The sequence below is a fragment of the Nonomuraea sp. NPDC049141 genome, assembly GCF_040648415.1.
GTDB lineage: Bacteria > Actinomycetota > Actinomycetes > Streptosporangiales > Streptosporangiaceae > Nonomuraea.
The window spans coordinates 219,793-245,374 of the sequence record NZ_JBEZDR010000001.1 but is presented as its reverse complement, the minus strand read 5'-3'; the positions used below and the strand labels follow the sequence as shown (position 1 = coordinate 245,374).

Sequence of the window (25,582 nt, the reverse complement as noted above, 5' to 3'; positions counted from 1 at the left end):
GAGTCCGGGGGCTGGGCTCCAGAAGTCCGCGAGCCCATCCGAGCGCCGCGTCGGCGAGAGCGGGTACGGCGGAACCCGGCGCCTGTCAACGCCGCCCAGCTCAATGCCGAAGAACACGGCCAATCATGCGCACGTCACGGCGCCAAGCCACCTCCACCAGAGGAGCGTGCCCCTGGACAGCCCCCAACCCCGGTCGGCGCTTGGGGCTCACCGTGCTTAGCCGTACAAAAGACCGAAAAAAGCAGGCTCACCGCGCAGCCGCACGAAAAATCATCCTAGGAGCTTCCGCGCCGCCTGTTCGATCTCCTCCTCGGACATCAGCACATGGCCGGCCGCGTCTCCCAGCGGAATGAAGCTGTCCGCCGACGTCACCCGCGCCACCTGCCCGGAGAATCCCGCGTCCATCAGCTCGGCCACGATCCCCTCGGACACCCCGCCCGTGTGCCGGGTCTCGTCGGCGATCAGTACCTTGCCCGTCAGCTCCGCCGCCCGTACCAGGTCCTCCACCGGCAGCGGCGCCAGCCACCGCAGGTCCAGCACCCGGCAGCCGAAGCCCTCCTGCGTGAGACGGACGGCGGCCCGCAGGCTCATCCGCAGCCCGTTGCCGAACGTGACGATCGTGAGATCGCGCCCGTCCCCATAGGATCGCGCCCGCCCGATCGGGACGTGCGTCTCGGGCCAGCGCGACGGCGGCGCGTACGACGCCAGCCAGCCCCCGTCACCCTCCTCGAACAGGTCGCGCGTGTGATAGAGCGCGATCGGCTCCAGGAACACGCACACGGACCCCTCCGTGCGCGCGGCCGCGAGGCAGGTGCGCAGCATGGCCGCCGCGTCGTCGGGACGCGACGGCGAGGCGATGACCAGGCCGGGGATGTCGCGCAGCGCGCCGACCGCGTTGTCGTTGTGGAAGTGGCCGCCGAACCCCTTCTGGTAGGCGTAACCGGCCACCCGCACCACCATCGGGTTGAGGTAGGCGCCCCGCGAGAAGAACGACAGCGTGGACGCCTCGCCCCTGAGCTGGTCGAGCGCGTTGTGCAGGTACGCAAGATACTGGATCTCGGGGACGGGCAGCAGCTTCGACACCCCCGACCCGAGCGCGAGCCCCAGGATGGACTGCTCGTCGAGGTGCGTGTCGAACACCCGCCCGGCGCCGAACCGCTTCTGCAGCCCCCGGGTGACGCCGTAGACGCCGCCCTTCTTGGCGACGTCCTCGCCGAAGACCATCATCTCCGGGTGGACGGCCAGCGCGTCGGTCAGCGTGCGGTTGATGGCCTGGGAGAGCGTCAGTGGCTTCTCGGCCTCGGGCAGCGAGCCGGCGAACGCGCGTTCCCTGACCGAGGCCTCGGCCGCCACCGGGCTGATCCTGGCGATCATCTCGGCGCGGCGCGGTGCGAGCGGCTCCATGATCTCCTTGGCCGAGCCGAGGCGCGGGCCGCGGCTGGTCTCCAGGGCGATCCGCAGCACGTGCTCGCGGGACGACTCGTAGTGCGTGAGCAGCTCCTCGGGCGTCATCAACCCCGCCTCGACCAGCAGCCGGGCGGTGGTGAGGAGCGGGTCGCGCTCCATGTCGGCGCGGATCTCCCGCTGGGTGCGGTACGCGGACTCGACGTCGGACCCGGCGTGGCCCATGAGCCGGACCGTGCTGAGGTGCAGGAACGCGGGGGAGCGGTTGGCCCGTACGTGCTGGACCGCCCGCGTGGCCGCGTCGTAGGCGTCGGCCAGGTCACAGCCGTCGGCGGCGAAGTATTCGATGCCGGGACGCCGCGCGCTCGCCGCCACCCAGCCCTTGGGCGTGCGGACGCTGATGCCGATGCCGTTGTCCTCGCACACGAACAGGATCGGCAGCGCCTGCCCCTGATGCGTGGCATAGGCGGCGGTGTTGAACCCCGTCAGCGCCGTGGCGTGGTTGACGGACGCGTCGCCGAAGCTGCACACGGTGATCGCGTCACGCGGCCACGGCGAGGGGACGTCCAGCGCGCGGGCCCGCTCGATCGCGAAGGCGACGCCCACCGCGCGTGGCAGGTGGCTGGCGATCGTCGAAGTCTGCGGGATGATCGCCAGGTCGGGATGGCCGAACACCTTGTGCCGGCCGCCCGCGATCGGCTCCTCCGCCGAGGCGGTCAGCCCCATGAGCACGTCGCGGATGCCCTGCTCGGGCAGCCGCCCGGCCTGCTCGGACCTGGTCAGGTAGAAGGCGCCGGAGCGGTAGTGCAGCAGCGCGGGGTCGTCCGCACGCAGCGCCGTGGCGACCGCCGCGTTGCCTTCGTGGCCGGCCGAGCCGATCGTGTAGAAACTCTCGTTCTGCTCGCGCAGCCAGCGGGCCGCGATGTCGAGCAGGCGGCTGTCGAGCTGGCGCTGGAAGAGGGTACGGCACTGCTCGCCGGTCAGCGACGTGCCCTCGCGTACAGGCAGGCCGGGATCACGGGCCGCGCCCGTCCTCAGCGTCGTAACCGCTTGGGTGAAATGGGTCTCAACAGTGTCGCGCGCCACAAGGCGATTATGTCGTCCCGATACCGGGTTCGTCTGCCTGTCGGGAGGGACATGTTGTGGACCGGTCCGATTGACCCCGATCTATAACAGATTGTCAGATTGAGCGACTTTGTGGCCAACCTGAATGTTTACTGGGAACGATATGCGTGGCACCCTCAATGCCGCGTTGAACACAGGGATCCAGAAAGGAACCCGCATGTTACAACGCATCCGTGTCGCCGCCGTCGCGCTCGCGACGGCCGCCGGGGTTCTCGCCCTGGCACCGTCGGCGTCGGCCGCGGCCAAGGCCCCCTCCATCTCCGACGTGGACCTCAGCCCGGGCTCCCCGGTCGTGGTCTTCGACAAGCCGGTCACGGTGACGTTCACGTTCACCACCGGGGACGCCAAGACGGCCGAACTCCAGCTCAAGCCGCCCGGCCTGAGCGTCGGCACGCCCGTCGAGCTCAAGCCGGCCCCGTTCGGCCTCCGGACCAAGTGGACCGGTACGAAGAGCTTCGAGGCGAAGGACGCCGGCAAGTGGAGCTTCCTCGCCGTCGCCCACGGTGACGGCGAGAAGTCCGTCAGCGGCACCTTCGACATCCAGAAGGCCCTCGTCACCAAGATCGTCGACTTCGGCGCCAGCCCCGGCGAGGTGGACCGCGGTGACCTGATCAGGGTCTCCGGCCGGCTCCTGGCCGACGGCAAGGGATACGCCGGGCAGTCCGTGGCGATCACTTTCCGTGAGAAGGGCGCCGACGCCTACCGCGGTGTCACCACGGTCGCCACCGGCCGCGACGGCTGGTTCGCCACCAAGGTACGGGCCAGGGCCACCGGCTACTGGCGGGCCGAGTTCGGCGGGAACAAGGAAGCCAGGGCGTCGGTCAGCGACAGCGACCGGGTCGACGTCCGGGTCAGGCACGATCGCGACAGCAGGATCGCCGGCTTCGACGCCTCACCCGAGCCCGTCGACAAGGGCGCCCGGCTGAACTTCACCGGCACCCTGCAGACCGAAGGCTGGCGCGCGCTGCCCGGCCAGCGGGTCTCGATCTTCTTCAGGGCCGATGGGTCGCGCCGGTGGGAGTACGTCACCAGCGACGTGACGAACCGCGACGGCCGCTTCTGGGCCAATGCGACCGCTGAGTCGTCGGGCTGGTGGCGGGCCGCGTTCGCCGGCACCGAGGGCGTCAGGGGCTCGGTCAGCGACGCCGACCAGGTCACGGTCGTCGAGCCCACCCCGCCGCCGACGGCGGAGAAGTCGGTCAGCCGCGTGATCAAGTTCAACGCCTACCCGGAGCCGGTCAAGCGCGGTAAGTACCTGAAGTTCAGGGGCAAGCTGCAGATCGACGACAGCGGATCCTGGGAGGGGTACGCGGGCAAGGTCGCGCTGTACTTCAAGCCGGTCGGCGCGCACAAGTGGCAGTACGTGAAGACCACGTCATCCGGTGACAGCGGCAAGCTGTATGCCAGGGTCAAGGCGTGGAAGTCGGGCTCGTGGAAGTTCGTGTTCGGCGGGGATGACGATTTCTACGGCGACAGCAGCCGTAGGGACTATGTCCGCGTGACGCGGTAACCAGGCCGGAACGGCACGATTGAGGCCCGGGGCTGCACGCTCCGGGCCTCAAGCGTCGGTGCTACGACTCGGGCTCGGGAGACTTCGCACCGATGCTGATGAGCATCAACTTGAGCTCACCGAACCCGGCCTTGAGCTCGGCTATGTCCTTGTCGACCTTGTCGATCCTTGCCTCGACCTTGCCGATGCGCAGGTCGACGCTGGCTATATCCCGATTTACCCGGTCGAAGCCATTCTCCGTGTCCTTGCTGAGCATGAAGACCTTCTCGTAGAGAAAGTCGGTTCGTGCGTCGATCCTCTTTTCGAGTTGATCCGCTCGTGTCTCGATCTTCTTGTCGAGATCTTTTGTCCGCTTGTCGATCCTGTCGAGGACGTTCTTCCCGACGATGTCCACGCGGTCGTGCAGGCTAGTGAACCGTTGTTCGATCGAGGTACCAGGCACGCCACTCACCGTATCGGTCTGGAGGGCAGAGACCTTCTCTTGCAGGTCGATGACTGCCAAGTGCAAATCCAAGGCTGGTTCTCCTTTGGGGAAGGGGGATGGGTTGAGAACCCATCGGGAAAGCTACCCTCCGTAACGAGATCGTCGCAGTCGGATGCGAAAACCTGTGCGACCTACTCCGCCCGCCTGAACTGCGCGATCCCCACCCCCAGTAGAACCGCCCCCAGAAGAGCCACCACCCCCAGCTCCAGCCCCACCGGCACCTGGAAGTCGAACCACCGAACCCCCGGGTTGAGCACCGCGTTCACCTGCGCCGGAACGTCGAGATGGGAGAACACCGCCTGCCGCATCGGATCCACCGCGTACGTCATCGGGTTGACCACCGTCAGCAGGTGCAGCCACGACGGCAGGTTCGCCAGCGGGAACATCGCCCCCGACAGGAACATCATCGGCATGATCGCCATCTGCATCAGCCCGAAGAAGGTCTGCATGTTGCGCATCCGCGCCGCCAGCATCACCCCGAACGCCGTGATCGTGAACGCCGCGAGGAACATCTCCGCCAGCAGCGTGACGATCAGGGCCGGCGAGTACGGTACGCCGACCAACCCGGCCATCGCCAGGATGACGACGCCCTGCCCGGTGGCCACCAGGGCCCCGCCCAGGCACTTGCCGACCACGATCGCCCCGCGTGAGACCGGGGCGACGAGCATCTCGCGCAGGAAGCCGAACTCGCGGTCCCACACGATGGACCCGGCCGAGAACATACCGGTCATGATCACGGTCATCGAGATCATGCCGGGATACATGAAGGTGCGGTAGTCGATGCCCGGGATGGTGCCGCGCACCAGCGAGCCCAGTCCGGTGCCCATCACGAACAGCCACAGCACCGGCTGCAGCAGCATCGACAGCATGCGGGTGCGGTCGTTGACGAACCGCAGCAGCTCCCGGTGCAGGACCACCTTGATCGCCCGGAGGTCGTGCCCGGTGCTGTGCACCGGCACCCGGACGCTGATCGCCTCTGTCGCCATGACTATCGCCTCGCCATCGCTCTCATCCACGCCCTGCCGCCCGACTCGGCGCCTTCCTCGGCGTCGCGGATCGTGGAACCGGTGTAGTTCATGAACACGTCGTCGAGTGAGGGCCGTGAGACGCTCACCGACCTGATCGGCATGCCGAGCTCGGCGAACAGCCGGGGCACGAACTCCTCGCCCGACGCGACGGCGAACGTCACCGCGCCCTCGCGCACGGCCGCGTCCAGGTCGAACTTCTCGCGGAGCGCCTTGATCGCGGCCTCGTCGTCGCCCGTCTGGATCTGCACCCGGTCCTTGCCGATGCTGGCCTTGAGCGCCTCCGGCGAGTCGATGACGACGAGCTCGCCGTGGTCGATGATCGCGATCCGGTCGCAGTACTCGGCCTCGTCCATGTAGTGGGTGGTCATGAAGATGGTGATGTCCTCCAGGTGCCGCAGCTGGTTGATGTAGCCCCAGATGGCCGAGCGGGTCTGCGGGTCGAGGCCGACCGTGGGCTCGTCCAGGAACAGCACCCGGGGCGAGTGCAGGAGCCCGCGGGCGATCTCCAGCCGCCGCTTCATGCCGCCGGAGAACGTCATGACCTTGGCGTCCTTGCGGTCCCAGAGTGCGACCATCTCCATGACCTGCTTGATCCGGTCGCCGACGATGCTCTTCGGCACGCCGTACAGCTCGGCGTGGAAGCGCAGGTTCTGCTCGGCGCTCAGGTAGCCGTCGAGCGTCGGGTCCTGGAAGACCAGCCCGATGTTCCTGCGTACCTCGTCGCGCTCCCGCACCACGTCGTACCCGGCGACCGTGGCGCTGCCGCCGGTCGGGTTGACGAGCGTGCAGAGCATGCTGATCGTGGTGGTCTTGCCGGCGCCGTTCGGGCCGAGGAAGCCGAAGACCTCGCCGGGTGCCACCTCTAAGTCGACGCCCTTGACGGCCTCGATCTTGCCGTAGTTCTTCTTCAGGCCGTGTACGGCCACCGCCGCCGCTGTCATCGTCAGTCCTCCGCGAGGATCTGGAAAACGGACTTACGTGTCTGCCTGAGCAGCTTCTTGGCCTGGGCGACCTGCTGGTCGTTGGCCGTCCGCGCCAGGTGGCTGAACGCCTCGTTGAGCTGGGCCCACAGCAGCCGCAGCTCGTGCCGGTCCTCGGGCACCGAGCGCGCCACCTCGTCCCAGGGCGGCTCGCCGTCGAGGTGCCGTTCGGCCTGCTCGCGGCCCTGCTCGGTCAGGCTGTAGATCCGGGAGCCGCCGCTCTCGTCGCTGGCGACCAAGGCCTCGTCCTCCAGTTGCTGGAGGGACGGATAGACCGAGCCGGGGCTGGGCCGCCACACTCCGCGGCTGCGCTCCTCGATGTCCTGGATCATCTGGTAGCCGTTCTTCGGCCCTTCGCTGAGCAGGCTCAGCAGCGCGGCCCTGACGTCGCCCCGCCGTACGCGCGGAGCACCGCCCTCCCAGCCCATCGGCGGCGCGCCGGGCAGGCCGCCCATCCCCGGCCCGCCGCCCGGGATGGGCGGCATTCTGAGGCCCATCCCGGGCGGTGGTGGTGCGCCGGGCGGGAACGGTGGATCCGGCGGGAAGTGGGGGTGTGGGGGTTCTGGAGCCGCTTGCGGGATGTCATCCCACAGGTGGGGATCACGCATGATGCCTCCAACTATCGAGATACCTTGACGATATATCTAGATAGTTGGCATGAAAAGCCCATGTTTTGCGGTTGTGGCACTCTGTTAGTGAGCGTTAACCGAGGCCGCGATGGCCGCCCTGGCCATCGCGTGCAGGAGGGGGCGCATGGCCTGCGCGGGCAGTTCGCCGGCGCTGTGCGGGGTGGAGTTGAGCAGCCCGAAGACGGCGTGCGTGGCGGCCCGCAGCCGCGGGGGCGGGCACGACGGGTGCAGCTCGGCCAGCACGGTCACCCATTCCTCGACGTACAGCCGCTGCAGCCGCCTGATCTGCCGCCGCTCCCGCTCGGGCACGTTGCCCAGCTCTCTGTCGTGCACGGTGATCAGTGCGGGCTGTTCGAGTGCGAAGGTGATCTGCACGTTCAGCAGCGCGTTGAGGGTCTCCTCCGGCCCGCCGGGCGAGGTGACCGCCGCCGCGGCCGACTCGCGCAGCCGCGAGCTGATGCCCAGGAGCATCTCGGCGAGCAGCGCCTCCTTGCCGCTGAAGTGGCGGTAGAGCGCCGGGCCCGAGACGCCGACCGCGCCGCCGATGTCCTCGATCGAGACGCCGTGGAAGCCGCGCGCGGCGAACAGGTTCGCGGCCGCGCCGAGGATCTCCAGGCGCCGGCTGCCACGGCTCCGCGTCGTCGTCACGTCTCACATGGTAGACGGTTACGTTAATGATGACTAACATCTGCCTCATAACGGAAGGGGGCACATGAGCGACTGGCCGGTGCTGAACTCGGCCGCGGACCCCGGCAGCGAGGCGTTCAAGCAGAACGCCGCGCTCAACGAGCGGCTCGCCGCCGACCTGCTGGAGCGCCTCGCCGTGGCCGCCGCGGGCGGTCCCGAGCGGTCGCGGCAGCGTCACGTGGAACGCGGCAAGCTGCTGCCGCGCGACCGCGTCGACGGCCTGCTCGACCCCGGCTCCCGCTTCCTGGAGCTGTCGCCGCTGGCCGCCAACGGCCTCTACGACGACCAGGCGCCGGCCGCCGGGATCATCACCGGCGTCGGCAGGATCGCCGGGCGCGAGTGCGTGGTCGTGGCCAACGACGCCACCGTGAAGGGCGGCACGTACTACCCGATCACCGTCAAGAAGCACCTGCGCGCGCAGGAGGTGGCGCTGCACAACCACCTGCCGTGCGTGTACCTGGTCGACTCCGGCGGCGCGTTCCTCCCCAAACAGGACGAGGTCTTCCCCGACCGGGAGCACTTCGGCCGCATCTTCTACAACCAGGCCACCATGTCCGCGCGCGGCATCCCGCAGATCGCCGCCGTCCTCGGCTCCTGTACGGCGGGCGGCGCGTACGTCCCGGCCATGAGCGACGAGGCCGTCATCGTGCGCGACCAGGGCACCATCTTCCTCGGCGGCCCGCCGCTGGTGAAGGCGGCCACCGGCGAGGAGGTCACGGCCGAGGAACTGGGCGGCGGCGACCTGCACGCCCGGGTCAGCGGCGTCACCGACCACCTGGCCGACGACGACGCGCACGCGCTGGCCATCGTCCGCGACATCGTCTCCACGCTGGCCCCGAGAGCCGAGCGGCCCTGGGACCGGGCCGAGCCCGAGGAGCCCCGGCACGATCCCCGCGACCTCTACGGCATCGTGCCCGCCGACACCCGCCGGCCGTACGAGGTGCGGGAGGTCATCGCCCGGCTCGTCGACGGCTCGCGGTTCCTGGAGTTCAAGGCCGAATACGGTTCGACGCTGGTCACCGGCTTCGCCCACCTGCACGGGCACCCGGTCGGGATCATCGCGAACAACGGCATCCTGTTCAGCGAGTCCGCGCTGAAGGGCGCGCACTTCATCGAGTTGTGCGACCGCAGGCGCATCCCGCTGGTCTTCCTGCAGAACATCAGCGGCTTCATGGTCGGCAAGGCCTACGAGGCGGGCGGCATCGCCAAGCACGGCGCCAAGATGGTCACCGCGGTCTCCTGTGCCAGGGTGCCGAAGTTCACGGTGGTGATCGGCGGCTCGTTCGGCGCGGGCAACTACGCCATGGCCGGGCGGGCGTACTCGCCCAGGTTCCTATGGATGTGGCCGAACGCCCGCATCTCGGTCATGGGCGGCGAGCAGGCCGCGAACGTGCTCACCACCGTCGGCAACGCCGACGCGGACGCCATCAGGGCGCAGTACGAGCACCAGGGCAACCCCTACTACTCCACGGCCCGGCTGTGGGACGACGGCGTGATCGACCCGCTCGACACCCGTACGGTCCTCGGCCTGGCACTCTCCGCGGCGGCCAACGCCCCGCTCGACCCCGTCGGCTACGGCGTCTTCCGGATGTGACTGTGCTCATGGCCCCATCGCTACCTTCGCAGGCGATGTTCCGTCGCGTGCTCATCGCCAACCGGGGTGAGATCGCGGTCCGCGTCATCCGTACGCTGCGTGCGCTCGGCATCATGTCGGTGGCCGTCCACACCGCCTCGGACGCGGACGCCCGCCATGTCCGCGAGGCAGACATGGCCCTCCAGGTCCCGAAATATCTGGACATGGGGGCGATTGTGGCGGCGGCCGAGGCGTCCGGTGCGCAGGCCGTCCATCCCGGATACGGGTTCCTCGCGGAGAACGCCGAGTTCGCCCGCCGCTGCGCCGCGGCCGGGCTGGTCTTCATCGGCCCGCCGCCCGAGGCCATCGACGCCATGGGCGACAAGATCCGCGCCAAGGCCACCGTCTCGGCCGCCGGGGTCCCGGTGGTGCCGGGCGGCGCCGAGCCCGGCGACTCGCTGCTGTCCTGGACGGACTTCCCCGCCCTGATCAAGCCGTCGGCGGGCGGGGGCGGCAAGGGCATGGTGCTGGTCCGCTCGGCCGCCGAACTGCCTGACGCGCTGGAGTCGGCCCGCCGTACGGCCCGCGCCGCGTTCGGCGACGAGACCCTGCTGATCGAGCGCTACGTCGCGAACCCCCGCCACATCGAGATCCAGGTCCTGGCCGACACCCACGGCAACATCGTCCACCTGGGCGAACGCGAGTGCAGCCTGCAGCGCCGCCACCAGAAGATCATCGAAGAGGCCCCGTCGCCCTTCGTCGACGCGGCGATGCGCGAGCGGATGGGCGTCGCGGCGGTGGAGGCCGCCCGCGCGGTGGGTTATGTGAGCGCGGGCACGGTCGAGTTCATCGTCGACGGCACGACCGGCGCGTACCACTTCATGGAGATGAACACCCGCCTCCAGGTGGAGCACCCGGTCACCGAGCTGGTGACCGACCTCGACCTGGTGGAGCTCCAGCTCCGGGTGGCGGCGGGCGAGCCGCTGCCCATCACCCAGGACGGGGTACGGCTGCGCGGCCACGCCGTCGAGGCCCGCGTCTACGCCGAGGACCCGTCGCGCGGCTTCCTGCCCACCGGCGGCCGGGTGCTGCGCCTGGCCGAGCCCGACCGCGCCCGGATCGACTCCGGGCTGGTCGAGGATGGTGTCGTGGGCAGCGAGTTCGACCCGATGCTGGCCAAGATCATCGCCTGGGCCCCCACGCGGGAGGCGGCCTTCGGCCGGCTCGACAAAGCGCTGGCCGAGACCGCCGTGCTCGGCGTGATCACGAACGTGCCGTTCCTGCGGGCGCTCGCGGCGCACCCGGCCGTGCGGGCGGGCGAGCTCGACACCGGGCTGGTCGAGCGGGTCCTGCCCACTCTGATCCCCGACGCCGGCCCGCCCGACGAGGTGCTGGCCGCCGCCGCGCTGGCCTTCCACGCCGCGCCGGTGGCTTCGGATCCCTGGGAGGTCGCGGACGGCTGGCGGGTCGGCGAGCGCGCGTGGACGTCCTGGCGGCTGGAGTCACGGGACGGCGTCCACACGATCCAGGTACGCGGCCTGCCAGAAAAATCCGCAGAAATCCGCATAAATGAACCGGGCGGTGGCGGTGTGGCCGTTCCGGCCAGGATCCTCGTCAATGACGCCGAGCTGACCGTCACCCTTGACGGCCGTACCTCCCACTACACCCACGCCCGCCACGACGACACCCTCTGGCTGGGCAGGGACGGCCAGTCCTGGGCCCTGACCCGCCACCGCATCGGCGACCCCGGCGACCGCCCCGGCGCCGCGCACGCCGGCGACGGCGTGGTCAGAAGCCCCATGCCCGGCACCGTCCTGGTCGTCAAGGTCCAGCCGGGCGACCGGGTGAGCGCGGGCCAGCCGCTCCTCATCGTGGAGGCCATGAAGATGGAACACACCGTCACCGCCCCCTGCGACGGACAGGTCACCGAGCTGCCCGTACAGGCGGGCCGACCGGTCGACATGGACGCCGTCCTGGCCGTCGTCACGGCAGTCTCGGCGGGGGAGTCATGATGCGCGGGCCGTACCCGATGGAAGGTCTTCCGCACCAGGTCACCGTCTACGAGGTGGGCCCGCGCGACGGCCTGCAGAACGAGTCCGCGATCGTCCCGGTCGAGGTCAAGGCCGAGTTCATCGACCGGCTCGCCGACGCCGGCCACCGGGTGATCGAGGCCACCAGCTTCGTCCACCCCAAGTGGGTGCCGCAGCTCGCCGACGCGCAGGACCTGCTCACCAGGCTCGACCGGCGGCCGGGCGTCCGCTACCCGGTGCTCGTCCCGAACGAGCGCGGGCTGGACCGGGCGCTGGCGAACGGCGTCGAGGAGATCGCCATCTTCGCCAGCGCCACCGAGACGTTCGCCGCCAAGAACCTGAACCGCGGCCTGGAGAGCCAGTTCGACATGTTCGAGCCGGTCGTGGCCAGGGCGCTCGACAACGGCGTCAAGGTACGCGCGTACGTGTCGATGTGCTTCGGCGACCCGTGGGAGGGCCCGACGCCGATCGCGCAGGTCGTCGCGGTCGGTGAGCGGCTGCTCGGCCTGGGCTGCCACGAACTGTCGCTCGGCGACACGATCGGCGTCGGCACCCCCGGACACGTGACCGCGCTGATCGAGTCGTTCCGCGATCCCGACCGGTTGGCCGTGCACTTCCACGACACCTACGGCCAGGCTCTGGCCAACACGCTGGCCGCGCTCCGGTCGGGCGTGCACGTCGTCGACGCCTCGACCGGCGGCATCGGGGGCTGCCCCTACGCCGAGTCCGCCACCGGCAACCTCGCCACCGAGGACCTCGTGTGGATGCTGCACGGGCTCGGCATCGACACCGGCCTCGACCTCGACAAGCTCGTGGCCACGAGCATCTGGCTGGCCGAACGGCTCGGCCGTCCCAGCCCGTCCCGCGTCGTCCAGGCTCTTGCGAAAGGCTGACCCACCATGCTCACCGACGAATACGAAGAGCTGCGCAAGACCGTCGAGGCGTTCGCCCGCGACGTGGTGGCGCCGGTGATCGGCGACTTCTACGAGCGGGAGGAGTTCCCGTACGACATCGTGCGCCGGATGGGCGCCATGGGCCTGTTCGGTCTGCCGTTCCCCGAGGAGTACGGCGGCATGGGCGGCGACTACTTCGCGCTCTGCCTGGCCCTGGAGGAGCTGGCCCGCGCCGACTCCAGCGTGGCGATCACGCTGGAGGCCGCGGTGTCGCTCGGCGCCATGCCGATCTACCGATTCGGTACGCCCGAGCAGCGGGCGACCTGGCTGCCGGCGATGGCGGCGGGCGAGACCCTCGGCGCGTTCGGCCTGACCGAGCCCGGCGGCGGCTCCGACGTGCCCGGCGGCATGCGCACCACGGCCACGCTCGACGGCGCCGAATGGGTGATCAACGGGACCAAGGCGTTCATCACCAATTCGGGCACCGACATCACCGGCGTGGTCGGCGTCGCCGCGCTCACCGGCGAGCGGCAGATCTCCACCATCCTCGTGCCGTCGGGGACGCCCGGCTTCACGGTCTCGAAGAAGTACTCCAAGGTCGGCTGGAACGCCTCCGACACCAGGGAGCTGTCCTTCTCCGACTGCCGCGTCCCCGCCGCGAACCTGCTCGGCGAGCGCGGCCGCGGCTACGCCCAGTTCCTGCAGACGCTCGACGAGGGCCGCATCGCCATCGCCGCCGTCGGCGTCGGCCTGGCCCAGGGCTGCGTGGACGAATGCCTGCGCTACGTCAGGGACCGGCACGCGTTCGGCCACGCGATCGGCCACTACCAGGCCATCCAGTTCAAGATCGCCGACATGGAGGCCCGCGTCCACACCGCCCGCCTGGCCTACTACCACGCGGCCGAGAAGATGCTGGCCGGCGTGCCGTTCAAGAAGGAGGCGGCGATCGCGAAGCTCGTCTCCTCCAACGCCGCCATGGACAACTCCCGCGACGCGACGCAGATCTTCGGCGGGTACGGGTTCATGAACGAGTTCCCGGTGGGCCGCTTCTACCGCGACGCCAAGATCCTGGAGATCGGCGAGGGCACCAGCGAGGTCCAGCGGATGCTGATCGCCCGCCAGCTGGGGCTGGGTGACCTCTAAAGGAGCGCGAAACTCTGTAACCGTGACGACCAGTTACAGGACTCGGTGCCCAGTATGGAGACGCCGTTGACGTAGGCGTAGACGCATCTGTTCGTGCTCCTGTTGGAAATGCCCCAGCCGCCACCCTTCCAGTTGCTGAAGTACCACATCTGATTTGCGGCGCCGGTGCAGCGGTTGGCCCGGATGCCTTTGGCGGCGTCCTCGACGCATCGGCCGGTGGACCGGTTCACCAGGAAATGAGTACCGTTTGGGTTATTGTAGACGTCGAATTTCTGATAAATGAGGTTGTTGCACGGGAAGATCCGCAGGCCGTAGCCGGAGCTGTCGTCGAGACATCTGCCGGTCGCGTTGCTTTTGATGACGCGCACGTACGGGGCGTAGGCCGAGGATTCGGTGGTGGAAGTCGGCGTAGCCGTGGCGCTCGTGGCCGAAATGCCCAGGGCGAGGACGCCGACGGCGGTGCCGACTCCGAGAAGGCGGAAGGTGCGATTCACTGGGGCTCCTTGGGTGATGGACTTTTCCTCCCCAGTGATAGGCCGGTCCGCCTGCAATGTGCTTTCAGCCGTCCAACAATTAGTTCGACGTGCCGATCTTCTCGGCGACCGATCTGGCCACGTCCAGGGCGCCCTTGGCCAGCCTGCCCGCCGGGTCCTCGGTGACGTGCCGCTGGTAGGCGACCTGGATCACCGCGTTGCTGACCCGGACGCCGACGGTCGCGGTGGTCGGTCCCTTGCCCGTGTCGCCGGGCAGCGTGTACAGGGTGGTCCAGGAGGCGTCGCCGATGGGCGGTTCGGCGGGGGCGGAGGTTCTGGCGAGCAGGACGGCCTCCTGCCGCAGTCCCAGGAACTGCTCGTGCGCCGCCGTCAGATCCCCCGGGAAGACCTTCACGTACACCTGGAGTCGGAACTGCATGTTGCCCGGCATGCCCGCGCCGGGCGCGAGCGTCGACCACTCGCACTCCTCGGCCTTGATCTGCGACTTGTCCGGGAACAGCGTCAGCTTCTTGACCAGGTCCTCGTCGGTGACCGCGCAGGGGTCGACGGTCTTGGTGAACGTGGCGGTCCCGGTCGGCGCGGGCTCGCTCGTGGTGGCCTGCTCGGTGGGCGAAGCCTCGGTGGGTGCGGGCTCGGCCGTCCGCGTGGTCGCGACGGCCACGGGTACGGCCGTCTTGTCCGGCTGGCGGGTGAGCAGGAACAGGACCGTGAACAGCATGAGCACGACCACGGCCGACGCCCCGCTCAGGATCGCCGGCGTCACCCGCAGCCCGGGGCGGGACTGCTGGGTGGGAGCGGTGTGCCGCACGGCCGCGGTCGGGAAGTCCTGCTGCTGGTAGTCGTTCATCTGAATGGTGGCGCGGAGACCCGGTCCGTCAGGGCCGGGAGGAAGCGCCATCCCTCCTTTCGAAAACAGTATGGAAAGTCTCGGTCACGTTCGGTAATGTGTGCGGTGGGTGAGGGTGTTGTGACAGGAGGTGCATGATGGCGATCCGCCGCTCCGCCACCAAACGGCACGGCCTGCCCACGGTCGTGCAACTGCGGCTCACGCCGACACCGGCCCAGGCCGACGCGCTGGCGGCAGCGGTGTTGTGCAATCAGGCGGCCACCGTCGTGTCCCGCCTGGCGTGGCAGCACCGGATCTTCGCTGTGGTGGAGTTGCATCGGCTGGCCTATTACGAGGTGCGGGCGCAGGTGGCCGGGCTGGGTGCGCAGGCGGCGGTGCGGGCGATCGCCCGGGTCGCCGGCGCGTATGCCAACCGGCGCGCCAGCAAGAAACGCGCTCACATCTTCCGCCCGCAGGGCGCCGTTCCTTATGACGCCCGGTTGATGAGCTTCAACCGTGACGCCCGCACCGTGTTGCTGTGGACCCCCACCGGCCGCGTCACCGTCCCCTACACCGGCCGACCAGAAGACCTCAAAGCCGTGGAGACGCTGCCGCTCGGTGAGGCCGATCTGGTCTGCCGGCGCGGGGTGTGGCTGCTGCAGGTCTCCCTCGCCCTGCCCAAGCCGGTGGCGCGTGAGCCGGTCGGCGGCTTCGTCGGGGTGGATCAAGGGGTGGCGAATCTGGCGGTCACCTCCGATGGCGCGGTGCTGCCTGGCCCGGCGTTGGCCGGTCCGATCGGCGGCAACGGTCATGTCCGCACGCTGCGGGAGCGGCGGCATCGCCAGCGTCGCCGGTTGCAGAGGAAGGGCACGTCGGCGGCGCGGCGGGTGCTGCGCCGTCTGTCCGGGCGTGAGCACCGGATGATGACCGACCTCAACCATCAGATCAGCAAGTTCGTGGTGCGTGAAGCCGAACGCACCGGCCGTGGTGTCGCCCTGGAGGATCTGCAGGGTATCCGCGGTCGGGTCAGGGCTCACCGGCTCCAGCGACGCACCCTGCACACCTGGGCCTTCGCCCAGCAGATCACGTTCACCCGCTACAAGGCCGCCCGTGCCGGGGTCGCGTTTGTTTTGGTCGACCCTGCGTATACGTCGCAGGCGTGCCCGGGGTGCGGGTGTGTGTCCAGGGCGAATCGGCCGGCGCGGGGCCGGTTCGTCTGCACCGGGTGTGGCCTCGCTGGGCACGCCGACCACATCGCGGCCCGCAACATCGCCACACGCGGCATTGCGGGCTGGGCTGCCATCAACCAGCCACACGCTACCGGCCTCCCTTCAGCCAGACGGGACTGCGAGAGCAAACCACCGGCTTCAACCGGTGGTAGTTGATTGCGCCTTCTGAAGGGTGTCGGCCACTGCGCGGGCGGTCTTGAGAGCGGTGTCCCGGAGCTGGGGGGTCACCTTCGTTCGCTTCGGATGGCTGACCTCCACCTGGATGATCACGTTGCTGATCCGCATCCATATGGTGGTGGTCGAGGTGTGGGTGATGCCGGCTTCCTTGTCCTGGGCGGCCGCCTCGTCGCCCGCGCTCACCTTCCTGATGTGCGAGGTCGTCACCGTCTGCTCGCTGCCGGCCGCCCCGTCGCGAGCCCGTACGGCCTGCGTGAAGGCGCGTTCGGCGGCCTTGACCTCGCTGGAGTGCTTGACCTTGAGGTTGATGGACGTGGTCTCGAGGAGCCCGCCGAGCCCGACCGACCAGTAGCACTCGCTCTCGTCGTAGAGGCGGGGCTGCCGGGAGCGAGAGCCGGGCAGGACGCGCCGCGCCTGCTCGTCGGTCAGGAGCGAGCACGCCTTCGGCGGGCGGCCGAAGGCGCCGTCGCCCCTGGCCGGATTGGTCGGCGGCGCCGTGCTCGTCGTCGGAGCGGGCGCCGCGGTCGAGGCGGGCTGGGCGACGTGGGTGGCCGGCGTCGTGACGGCGGGGGAGCCCTCGGAGCCGCCGGAGCCGTTGAGGAGCACGACCGCCGTGACCACGATGGCCGTACCCGCCGCCAGTCCGCCCAGCACGTATGGTGTGCGGCGGCGTGGGCGCGCCCGCACCGGGACCGTGGCGGGCGCGGTCTCACGCGGCCGGACGGGCAGCGGGACCGCCAACGACTCCAGGTGCGCCCTGATTCCCTGCGGGTGCGGCCGGGCGGCCGGGTTCCGGTCGAGCATCGCCAGGAGCAGGCCGCCGAGCGGGCCCGCGTTGACGGGCGGCGGCGGGGGCATCGTGAGCACGGCCGCGACGATCGCCATCGCCGAGTCGCGCTCGAACGGCGCCCGGCCTTCGGCGGCCAGGTACAGGGTGGCGCCGAGCGACCACAGGTCGGCCATCGGGCCCGACGGCTCGCCGCGCAGGTGCTCGGGCGCGATGTAGCCGGGGGAGCCCGCGACGCCGCCGGCGTGCGCCGCGGCGGCGGCCGTACCCGCGCCGGGGACGTCACCCGTGTGCGCGGCGATGCCGAAGTCGGTCAGGACGACCTCGCCGAGGTCGGTGATCATCACGTTGCCCGGCTTCACGTCCCGGTGCAGGATGCCGCGGCGGTGGGCGGCCTCCAGCGCGTCGAGCACGCGCAGGCCGATCGTGGCGACGTGGCCGGGCGGCAGCGGTCCGCGTTCCTTGACCAGATCGCCCAGGGACCTGCCCGCGAGCAGGTCCATGATGATCCAGGGCTGGCCGCCCTCGGAGATCACGTCGTGCACGGTGATGATCGACGGGTGGTTCAGCGCCGCCGCCGCCCTGGCCTCGCGCAGCGTGTCGACCAGGGCCCGCTGCTGGTCCTGGCCGGGCGGCAGCCGTACCTCCTTGACCGCGACCTCGCGGTGCAGCAGCTCGTCACGCGCCCGCCACACCGTGCCCGCGCCGCCCGCCCCGAGCGGGGCGAGCAGCTGGTAGCGTCCGGCGATCACGCGCATGGTCAGGAGGCCTTGGCGTCGAGGTTCGCGGCGAGGAACTTGGCGGCCTGCGCGGCCTTGTCCCGCAGGGCGGCGTCCTTGGCCACGTCGTGCACGAAGCGGAACTCGCCCACCATGTTGCCGGTGCGGAAGAGCACGTGCACCTCGACCTCGTGCTTGTTGCTGAACTTCACCCTGGAGATCTCGTACGCGATGGCCTCCTCGCCCGCGCCGGGGATCTCGAAGACCTCGCCCTGCTTCTCACCCGTGCCGCCTCGGCCCGCCTTGTCCTCGGCCTCCTTCTTCGCCCCGGCGACGTGCTCCTGCGCGAGCGTGGTCTCGTAGCCGTCGCCCTGCGGCGGGTACAGCCAGAGCGTCAGGAAGACGCTCAGCTGCTTGCCCGCCGGCGGGAAGCCCGCCGTCGCCCACGTACATCTGAAGGTCGGGTCGGTCGACGAGGTGAGGAACGTGCCGACGAGCCGGGTCGCCTGCTCCTTGGTGAGCAGCTGGCAGGGCCGGGGCATCTTGGAGAACTTCCCGGCCGGCAGCGTGGCCGCGGGGGAGGAACTGGCCGACGCCGAAGCCGAAGCTGACGCGGTCGGCGCCGCGCTGGTCGGGGCCTTGCTGGGCGCCGGTTTCGTGGTACGCGCCGCCGCCGGGGTGGGCCGCGGCGACGGCGTGGCGGAGGACCCCGTGGTGAGGATGAGCGTGACCGCGACGACGAACGCCACGACCACGGCCGCCGCCGAGCCGTACGCGGCCGCGCGCGAGACCACCCACGCGGGCGCGGGCGTTCTGACGGTGGCCGCCGCGTGGCCCGCGACCCGCTCCAGCCCCCGGCGCAGCGCGCGCACGTCGGGCCGGTGGACGGGGTCCTTGGCCAGCAGGCCGAGCAGGAGCGGGGCGAGTTCGCCCGCGCGCTGCGGCGGCCTCGGCGGCTCAGTCATCACCGCGCCGAGCGTGGCCATCGCGGTGTTGCGCTGGAACGGCTGTACGCCCTCCACCGCCGTGTAGATCGTCGCGCCGAGCGAGAAGAGGTCGGACGGTGGCCCCGGCGCGACGCCCTCGGTCAGGCATTCGGGCGCGGTGAAGCCGGCCGTGCCCACCGGTACGCCACCCTGTTGGGCGGCCGCACCCGTCGGAGCGGCGATGCCGAAGTCGGACAGCAGGATGCGGCCGTCATCGGCGAGCAGCACGTTGCCCGGTTTGACGTCGCGGTGGAGCAGGCCGCGCGTGTGCGCGGAGGCCAGCGCCGACAGCACGAACAGGCCGACGGAGGCCGCCCACGCCGCCGACATCGGTCCGCCGGTCTTGACGGCCTGGTCGAGGGAGCGCCCGCGGACCAGCTCCATGACGATCCACGGCTGGCCGCCGTCGTCGATCACGTCGTGGATGCCGACCACCGCGGGGTGCCGGATCCCGGCCGCCGCGCGGGCCTCGTGCAACGTACGGTGGCGCAGCGCGGCCTGGTCGGCGGGGGAGAGGTTCGGCGGGATCAGCACCTGCTTCACCGCCACCTCGCGGCCGATCATCGTGTCGTGCGCGCGCCAGACGATGCCCATGCCGCCGCGGCCGAGCTGTTCGAGCAGCTGGTAGCGGCCGCCCACGAGTCGCGGTTGGTTCATTGCCTCACTCCTGGCGGTTCAATGCCTCGGCCAGCCGGCGCGCGGCGTCGCGCGCTCCCTTGCGCAGGGCGGCGTTGTTGCCGATCTTGTTGACGTTGACATAACCGATCTCGACGTTCACGTTGCTGAGCCGGAAGATCACGGTGACGTTCTCGGCGTTGCCCTTGGGGCTGACCAGTTCGTAGCCGAACGCCTCGTCGCCGATGCCCTTGATGTCCTGGACGTTCCGGCGCTGCTGTTTGATCGGCTTGGCGAGGCCGATCTCCGGCCAGGACCACGTGATCTCCGCGTCCTGGCCGCGGAGATTGCGCAGGTTGACGTAGTTCTCCTCGGCGTCCTCCGGAACCGCGCTCCACCTGTCGGTCCCGCTGGAGTCGGTCAGCACCGCTGCGGACAGCCCCGTGCCGCGGGTGGTCCACTCGCACGAGTCACCGTCGCGCCTGCCCTTGCCCACGCCGGGCGCGAGCTTGGCGACCTGGGCGGGGGTGAGCAGGGTGCACAGGTTCACGGCGGCGGTGAACTTGGGCGTCTTCTCCGGCTCCGGTTCCCTGGTGGGGGTGGGAGCGGGGGTGGAGGCGGCCGACGTGGTCGGCGCCTGCTGCTTCACGGGCTCCGCCACGGGTTTCGCGGGCGTGTCCGCGGGCCGCAGGGCCACGAACGCGACAGCCGCCACCGCCGCCGCGACGACCGCGCCGCCGACGACGATCGGCAGCCGGCCGGCGCGCCTGGCCATCGGCTGCGTGGCCGCCAGCGCCGGCCCGCCCTCCGCGACCCGCCGCAGCAACTGCTCGGCCGCCTGCGGGACGGGTCTCTGGTACGGCTCGCGGGCCAGCATCAGCATCAGCACCGGTCCGAGGTTCCCGGCGCGCTGGGGCGGCCGGGGCGGCAGGGTCAGTGCGTCACGCAGCACCGACATGGGAGAGGTGCCGACATAGGGAGCCTGGCCCTCCACGGTCGCGTAGAGCGTGGCGGCCAGCGACCACAGGTCCGACTCGGGCCCGCCGCGCTCGCCGCGTAACCGCTCCGGGGCGATGAACCCGGGCGACCCGATCAGCAGTCCCGACTCGGTGATCGTCGCCTGGTCCTCCAGCTTGGCGATGCCGAAGTCGGTCAGCACCACCCGGCCGTCGTCGGTCAGGTACACGTTGGCGGGCTTGACGTCGCGATGTTGGATGCCGTGCGCGTGGGCGACGGACAGCGCCTCCAGCACCCGCAGCCCGAGCGCCGCGGTGCGCTCCGGCGACCACGGCCCCTCGGCGGCCACCGCGTCCTTCAGATCGCGGCCCCGCAGCAGCTCCATGACGATCCACGGCCGCCCGTCCTCGGACAGCACGTCGTGAATGGTGATGATGCCCGGATGCCGCACCTGGGCAGCCGCCATCGCCTCGCGCATGGACCGCTGGAGTGCCTCGGCCCGCTCGGCCGGTGCGAGGGACTGCGGGAGCAGCACTTCCTTGATGGCGACCTGGCGATCGAGCAGCTCGTCGTGAGCGAGCCAGATCGTGCCCATGCCACCCTGGCCGAGCGCTCGTAGCACCCGATAGCGGCCTGCGATTTTGGAATCCCCCAGACCAGGCACGCTGGAGACCATAGTGTTCAGCACTTTCGGTTCGCTATATTTCCGTCCCGTACGCGGTAACAGCAGCCCATTTGTAATGATCGTCGAGTTTAGGGGTGGCCATGATCCAGGGCCCGCAGGCACCGCAGGCGCCACCCGTACCTCCGGCCTCGTACTGGCCGGATGGGGGCGGCGAGCGGCCCGTCACGTCGAAGGCGCCAGGCTGGGCCAAGGCCGTGCTGGCGGGGGCCGCGACGGTGGCGGTGCTGGGCGGAGGGCTCATCGCGGTACGGAACGTCGGCCAGGAGGCCGCTCCTGTCGCGCTGCCGACCCCCTCGTTCGACCTGCCCTCCGACCTGCCTTCCACGTTGCCTTCCACGCTGCCGTCGTCGCTCCCCTCGTCGTCCGGGTTGCCCTCGGCGGCGCCCTCGTCGGACGCGGCGGAGACGCCCGCGGCTACCTCCACCTTCCCGCCGCTGAAGGCGGTGCCCGAGGTGTGCGACCTGCTGCCCGCGAGCCTGACCACGCGGCTCGCGCCCAAGTCGCAGTCCGAGCCTGGCGTCCAGAAGGACGGGTATGGCGCCCTGCGCAAGGGCTGCGAGTGGACGCAGAAGGCCAAGAACATCAGGAACGGCATCCTGGAATCGCGGACCATCTTCCTGGCCGTCAACGTCTGGCCCAGCGTCGAGGACGCGCGGGAGGACGCCGACTTCAACTTCGACTCGATGAAGGACATGGCCGGCACCAAGGAGGACAACCCCGCCCTGCGCTTCCTGAGCACGTACGGCGAGATGAAGGACCTCGACGGCATCGGCGACGAGACCCACGCCATGTACACCCAGAACCTCAAGGGCACCACGAACGTCTGGGCGTACATCGTGATGGGCAACACGACGATCAACGTCCGCTACTTCGGCACCGACAACAAGGACGGCCAGATCACCGCCCAGGGCGCGAACACCAAGCCGGTCGCCGAAGACGTGCTCATGAAGGGCGCCCAGGAGGTCGCCGAACAGACTGTCAAGGCGCTGACACGCTGAGGTGATTGGACGGCGGCCACGCGACGACTTAAGGTCGTACGACATGACGTCAGACGATCTCCACATCAGGAGAGCGGAGGAGGCCGACGCGGACGAGCTGTTCGCCTTGGCCAGGGAGTTCGGGCTGACCTTCAGGCCCGAGCGCAAGGCCTTCGACGCGGCGCTGCCGCAGCTGCTGCGCGACGACGACGTCATGCTGATCGCGGCCGTGGTGGGCGGGCGGGTCCAGGGTTACCTGCTGGGGTTCGTGCATCTCACGCTGTTCGCGAACGGGCCCGTCGCCTGGGTCGAGGAGGCGATGGTGCAGAGCGGGTCGCGCCGGCAGGGCATCGGCCGGGCGCTGCTGGTGGAGTTCGAGGCCTGGGCCCGCTCCAGGGAGGCCGGTTACGTGGCCATGGCGACGCGGCGGGCGCCCGAGTTCTACCACGCGCTGGGCTACGAGGCCTCGGCGACCATGTTCAGGAAGGTCCTCCGCTAACTGCAGGTCCCGCGGTCGTTTTCTGTCGCCGCCGGATGGCATTCTTGGGGCGTGAGCATCCATGCGGTGAGTCCGCTGTTCGTCGGCCGCGCCGCGGAGCTGGGCGTGCTCGACGGAGCCCTGGCCGGTGTCCGGACCGGCGCGGCGGCCACCGTGCTGGTCGGCGGCGAGGCGGGGGTCGGCAAGACGCGCCTCATCAGGGAGTTCGCCGATCGGGCCGGCGAGGCGATGGTGCTCGTCGGCGGCTGCCTGGAGCTGGGCACCGAGGGTCTGCCGTTCGCCCCCTTCACCGCGGTGCTGCGTGGCCTGGTGCGCGAGCTCGGCCGCGACGGCGTGGCGGCCTTGGTGCCCGGCGGCACCACGCGCGGCCTGGCCCGGCTGCTGCCCGAGTTCGGCGAGCCCGACGGCGACGGCCCCGAGGCCCGCGCCCGGCTCTTCGAGCAACTGCTCGGCCTGCTGGAGCGGCTGGCGGAGGACCGGCCGGTCGTCCTGGTCATCGAGGACGCCCACTGGGCCGACCGCTCCACCCGCGACCTGCTCTCGTTCCTGGTCCGCTACCAGCGTTCCGACGTACGGCTGCTGATCGTCGTCACCTACCGCTCCGACGAGCTGCACCGCACCCACCCGCTGCGCCCGCTGCTTGCCGAGCTGGGCCGCGTCGACTGGGTGGCCAGGCTGGAGCTGCGCAGGCTCACCCGCAGGGAGGTGGTCGAGCAGGCGGCGAGCATCCTGGAGCGCGAGCTGTCCGACCTCGACCTGGACCTGGTCTACGCGCGCAGCGAGGGCAACCCGCTGTTCGTGGAGGCGCTGCTCAGCGAGTCCGGCGCCGGCGAGGCGCTGCCGGAGTCGCTGCGCGACCTGCTGCTCGCCAGCGTCGAGCGGCTGCCCGACGACACCCAGGAGCTGCTCCGCGTGGCCAGCGCGGGCGGCCAGCGCATCGAGCACGACCTGCTGTCCGCCGTCGCCGGGATGGACGACGGGGCCCTGTCCAACGCGCTGCGGCCCGCCGTGGCCGGCAACGTGCTCGTCGTGGACGGCGAAGGCTACTCCTTCAGGCACGCGCTGATCCGCGAGGCGCTCCACGACGACCTGCTGCCGGGCGAGCACACCCGCCTGCACACGCGCTTCGCCGAGGCGCTGGAGCACGACCTGTCGATCCTGCCCGCCCCGCGCGGCGCGATCGAGCTGGCCCACCACTGGCACGCCGCCCACGACACCACCTGGGCGCTGGTCAGCGCCTGGCACGCGGCCGCCGCCGCCCGCCGCTCCACCGCCTACGACGAGCAGCACAGGATGCTGTCCCGGGTGCTGGAGCTGTGGGATCAGGTGCCCGACGCCGCGGAGCGCATCGGCATCGACCGCGTCAACGTGCTCCGGCAGACGGCCACGGTCGCCCACCTGACGGGCGAGTACGAACGCGCGATGGGCCTGGCCAGCGCCGGGCTCGCCGAGATCGACGAGGCGGCCGAGCCCGCCACGGCCGCCAGGCTGCTGCGGCAACGCGGTCTCACCGGCTACGACCTCAGCCGCCCCGGACACGTCGACGATCTGCGCCGTGCGGCGTCGCTGGTGCCCGACGACCAGCCCGGTCTGCGGGCCCAGGTGCTGGAGACCCTGGCGCGCATGCTCTACGACGGCTGGCAGGAGAAGATCTCCACGGCCCGGCTGGCCATGGAGATCGGCCACGAGGTGGGCGACGCCAACACCGAGGCGCACGCGCTGATCACCATGACCTGGGCGCGCTGCCAGTTCTCCGACATCGAGGCCAACCTGGGCGGGTTCGCCGAAGCGCGCCGCATCGCGGCCTCGGCCGAGGCCTACAACGCGATGCTGCGCGGCGCCATCTCCGAGTCCGACGTGCTGGAGGGCGCGGGGAGGCACGAACGGGCCGCCCAGGTCGCCCGCGACGGCGTCGCCGAGGCCGAACGCTACGGTTTGGCGCGCACCTCGGGCACGTTCCTTTCGATCAACCTGGCGGAGCCCCTGATGTCGCTCGGGCGCTGGGACGAGGCGCTGGAGGTGATCGAGCACGCCCTGGAGCTCACGCCGCCGCCGCCCTACCGGGCCAGCCTGCAGGGGATCGCCTCCGACATCGCGCTCGCGCGCGGGCGGATCGATCAGGCCGAGGAGCTGTTCGCGGCCTCGCGCAGCGTGCTGATGCGCGGGCGGTTCCGTGACCAGAACGTGCTGCCGCACGCCTGCAGAGAGGTTGAGCTGCTGCTGGCGCGGGGGCGCCTGGACGAGGCGCGGGAGGCGGCGGCTCGGACACTGCGCGAGCAGGATCTGCTGGCCAGTCCGCGATACGCGTGGCCGGTGCTGGTGACGTTCGCGCGGCTGGGCGGGGAGATCGGGGCGGAGCTGCGGTCGGTCGCGGGGTGGCTGGAGGCCGCGGGCGACTACCAGCGGGCTCTGCGTCTCACCTACCTGGCTTTGGCGGGCCTGTCCGAGGCTGACCTGGAGACCGGCGCCAGCTCAGGTGCAGGGCTCGGCGCGGGGCCGGGTCCTGGCTCGAGTGCTGGGCTCGGCGCGGGGTCGAGTCCTGGCTCGGGGGCTGGGCCCGGCGCGGGTTCCGGTCCTGGGAGTGGTGACGGCTTCGGCGGCGGATCCGCGGCGGATTCTGGGGCCGGTCTCGATGACGCGCGGGTCAAGGCGTGGGACGCGGCTGCGGAGGCCTGGGCGGGGCTGCGGCAGCCGTACTCCGAGGCTCAGACGCTGGAGGGCGCCGCCCGTGCGGCGCTGGAGGCCGGTGATCGGCAGGGGGCGGGGGTCAGGCTGGCCAGGGCCCGTGAGCTGGCCGAGCAGCTCGGTGCGACGCCGCTGGTCGAGCGGCTGGACGCGGTCGCCCGGCGAGGCCGGGTCGCCGTCGCCGACGAGCCGGCGCCCGACGGGCTGCCGTTGGGGCTGACAGCGCGTGAGCTGGAGGTGCTGCGGTACGTGGCCGAGGGGCGTAGCAATCGGGAGATCGCCGGGGAGCTGTTCATCTCGGTCAAGACCGTGAGCGTGCACGTCTCCAACATCCTGGCCAAACTGGGCGTCGCCTCCCGTGGCGAGGCCGCCGCCGTGGCCCATCGGATCCGGCTCTTCGCCGGGGCGTGATCGCCTTCACGAAGGCCGCTGGGCCGCGACGTCAACCGGCCGTGGTTCC

At 70.6% G+C, this 25,582-nt stretch carries 20 protein-coding genes; 9 read left to right on the top strand and 11 right to left on the bottom strand.

Annotated elements, in window-relative coordinates:
- Window positions 1–270: 270 nt before the first annotated feature.
- A complete protein-coding gene (locus tag AB0B91_RS01090; protein ID WP_358313086.1) occupies window positions 271–2,490 on the bottom strand; it encodes a thiamine pyrophosphate-dependent enzyme in 2,220 nt (739 codons plus the stop codon).
- A gap of 196 nt (window positions 2,491–2,686) precedes the next feature.
- Here AB0B91_RS01090 and AB0B91_RS01085 point away from each other — a divergent pair, with 196 nt between their 5' ends.
- Complete coding sequence (locus AB0B91_RS01085) at window positions 2,687–4,039, top strand: hypothetical protein (RefSeq protein WP_358313083.1); 1,353 nt, start codon at window positions 2,687–2,689, stop codon at window positions 4,037–4,039.
- Between the two features lie 61 nt (window positions 4,040–4,100).
- Here AB0B91_RS01085 and AB0B91_RS01080 read toward each other — a convergent pair whose 3' ends face one another.
- From AB0B91_RS01080 to AB0B91_RS01060, 5 genes are all read right to left on the bottom strand, one after another.
- A complete protein-coding gene (locus AB0B91_RS01080) occupies window positions 4,101–4,541 on the bottom strand; it encodes a hypothetical protein (RefSeq protein ID WP_358313081.1) in 441 nt (146 codons plus the stop codon).
- Between the two features lie 113 nt (window positions 4,542–4,654).
- Window positions 4,655–5,509 (bottom strand): ABC transporter permease, encoded by an 855-nt coding sequence (locus tag AB0B91_RS01075; RefSeq protein WP_358313079.1) that lies wholly within the window; start codon window positions 5,507–5,509, stop codon window positions 4,655–4,657.
- A gap of 2 nt (window positions 5,510–5,511) precedes the next feature.
- Window positions 5,512–6,492 carry an ATP-binding cassette domain-containing protein gene (locus tag AB0B91_RS01070; RefSeq protein WP_358313076.1) on the bottom strand — a complete coding sequence of 327 codons (981 nt, stop codon included), beginning with the start codon at window positions 6,490–6,492 and terminating at the stop codon, window positions 5,512–5,514.
- Between the two features lie 2 nt (window positions 6,493–6,494).
- A complete protein-coding gene (locus tag AB0B91_RS01065; protein WP_358313073.1) occupies window positions 6,495–7,139 on the bottom strand; it encodes a PadR family transcriptional regulator in 645 nt (214 codons plus the stop codon).
- An 84-nt stretch (window positions 7,140–7,223) separates the two neighbouring features.
- Window positions 7,224–7,808, bottom strand: coding sequence for a helix-turn-helix domain-containing protein (locus AB0B91_RS01060; RefSeq protein ID WP_358313070.1), 585 nt, complete (start codon window positions 7,806–7,808; stop codon window positions 7,224–7,226).
- Window positions 7,809–7,872: 64 nt separating this feature from the next.
- Between AB0B91_RS01060 and AB0B91_RS01055 the strand changes: the two genes are divergently transcribed.
- From AB0B91_RS01055 to AB0B91_RS01040, 4 genes are read left to right on the top strand one after another with little or no spacing between them, the layout of a single operon-like run.
- Window positions 7,873–9,441 (top strand): carboxyl transferase domain-containing protein, encoded by a 1,569-nt coding sequence (locus AB0B91_RS01055; protein ID WP_358029328.1) that lies wholly within the window; start codon window positions 7,873–7,875, stop codon window positions 9,439–9,441.
- A 35-nt stretch (window positions 9,442–9,476) separates the two neighbouring features.
- The gene (locus AB0B91_RS01050) at window positions 9,477–11,432 is read left to right on the top strand and encodes a biotin carboxylase N-terminal domain-containing protein (protein WP_358313067.1); all 1,956 of its coding nucleotides are present in this window, start codon (window positions 9,477–9,479) and stop codon (window positions 11,430–11,432) included.
- On the top strand, window positions 11,429–12,343 hold the full coding sequence (locus tag AB0B91_RS01045) for a hydroxymethylglutaryl-CoA lyase (RefSeq protein WP_358313038.1): 915 nt from the start codon (window positions 11,429–11,431) through the stop codon (window positions 12,341–12,343). Before AB0B91_RS01050 ends, AB0B91_RS01045 begins: the two co-directional genes overlap by 4 nt.
- 6 nt (window positions 12,344–12,349) lie before the next feature.
- The gene (locus AB0B91_RS01040) at window positions 12,350–13,486 is read left to right on the top strand and encodes an acyl-CoA dehydrogenase family protein (RefSeq protein WP_358313035.1); all 1,137 of its coding nucleotides are present in this window, start codon (window positions 12,350–12,352) and stop codon (window positions 13,484–13,486) included.
- On the opposite strand, the gene AB0B91_RS01035 is transcribed toward AB0B91_RS01040, so the two are convergent.
- Complete coding sequence (locus AB0B91_RS01035; RefSeq protein ID WP_358313032.1) at window positions 13,483–13,980, bottom strand: RICIN domain-containing protein; 498 nt, start codon at window positions 13,978–13,980, stop codon at window positions 13,483–13,485. The two genes, AB0B91_RS01040 and AB0B91_RS01035, sit on opposite strands and share 4 nt — an antisense overlap.
- Before the next feature lie 79 nt (window positions 13,981–14,059).
- On the bottom strand, window positions 14,060–14,878 hold the full coding sequence (locus AB0B91_RS01030) for a hypothetical protein (protein ID WP_358313029.1): 819 nt from the start codon (window positions 14,876–14,878) through the stop codon (window positions 14,060–14,062).
- An 83-nt stretch (window positions 14,879–14,961) separates the two neighbouring features.
- Between AB0B91_RS01030 and AB0B91_RS01025 the strand changes: the two genes are divergently transcribed.
- Window positions 14,962–16,191 (top strand): transposase, encoded by a 1,230-nt coding sequence (locus AB0B91_RS01025; protein WP_358313026.1) that lies wholly within the window; start codon window positions 14,962–14,964, stop codon window positions 16,189–16,191.
- Here AB0B91_RS01025 and AB0B91_RS01020 read toward each other — a convergent pair.
- From AB0B91_RS01020 to AB0B91_RS01010, 3 genes are read right to left on the bottom strand one after another with little or no spacing between them, the layout of a single operon-like run.
- A complete protein-coding gene (locus AB0B91_RS01020; protein WP_358313022.1) occupies window positions 16,174–17,757 on the bottom strand; it encodes a protein kinase in 1,584 nt (527 codons plus the stop codon). The genes AB0B91_RS01025 and AB0B91_RS01020 overlap by 18 nt on opposite strands.
- Before the next feature lie 2 nt (window positions 17,758–17,759).
- Complete coding sequence (locus tag AB0B91_RS01015; RefSeq protein ID WP_358313019.1) at window positions 17,760–19,361, bottom strand: serine/threonine-protein kinase; 1,602 nt, start codon at window positions 19,359–19,361, stop codon at window positions 17,760–17,762.
- 4 nt (window positions 19,362–19,365) lie between these two features.
- A complete protein-coding gene (locus AB0B91_RS01010; RefSeq protein WP_358315653.1) occupies window positions 19,366–20,952 on the bottom strand; it encodes a protein kinase in 1,587 nt (528 codons plus the stop codon).
- A gap of 89 nt (window positions 20,953–21,041) precedes the next feature.
- Between AB0B91_RS01010 and AB0B91_RS01005 the strand changes: the two genes are divergently transcribed.
- Genes AB0B91_RS01005 through AB0B91_RS00995 form a run of 3 tightly spaced genes read left to right on the top strand, consistent with a single transcriptional unit; the run spans window position 21,042 to window position 25,533 of the window.
- Window positions 21,042–21,959, top strand: a complete 918-nt coding sequence (locus AB0B91_RS01005) for a hypothetical protein (protein ID WP_358313017.1) — start codon at window positions 21,042–21,044, stop codon at window positions 21,957–21,959.
- A gap of 43 nt (window positions 21,960–22,002) precedes the next feature.
- Window positions 22,003–22,437: a GNAT family N-acetyltransferase gene (locus AB0B91_RS01000; RefSeq protein WP_358313014.1), complete on the top strand. Its 435-nt coding sequence runs from the start codon at window positions 22,003–22,005 to the stop codon at window positions 22,435–22,437.
- Between the two features lie 51 nt (window positions 22,438–22,488).
- Window positions 22,489–25,533, top strand: coding sequence for an AAA family ATPase (locus AB0B91_RS00995; protein ID WP_358313011.1), 3,045 nt, complete (start codon window positions 22,489–22,491; stop codon window positions 25,531–25,533).
- Window positions 25,534–25,582: the final 49 nt, after the last annotated feature.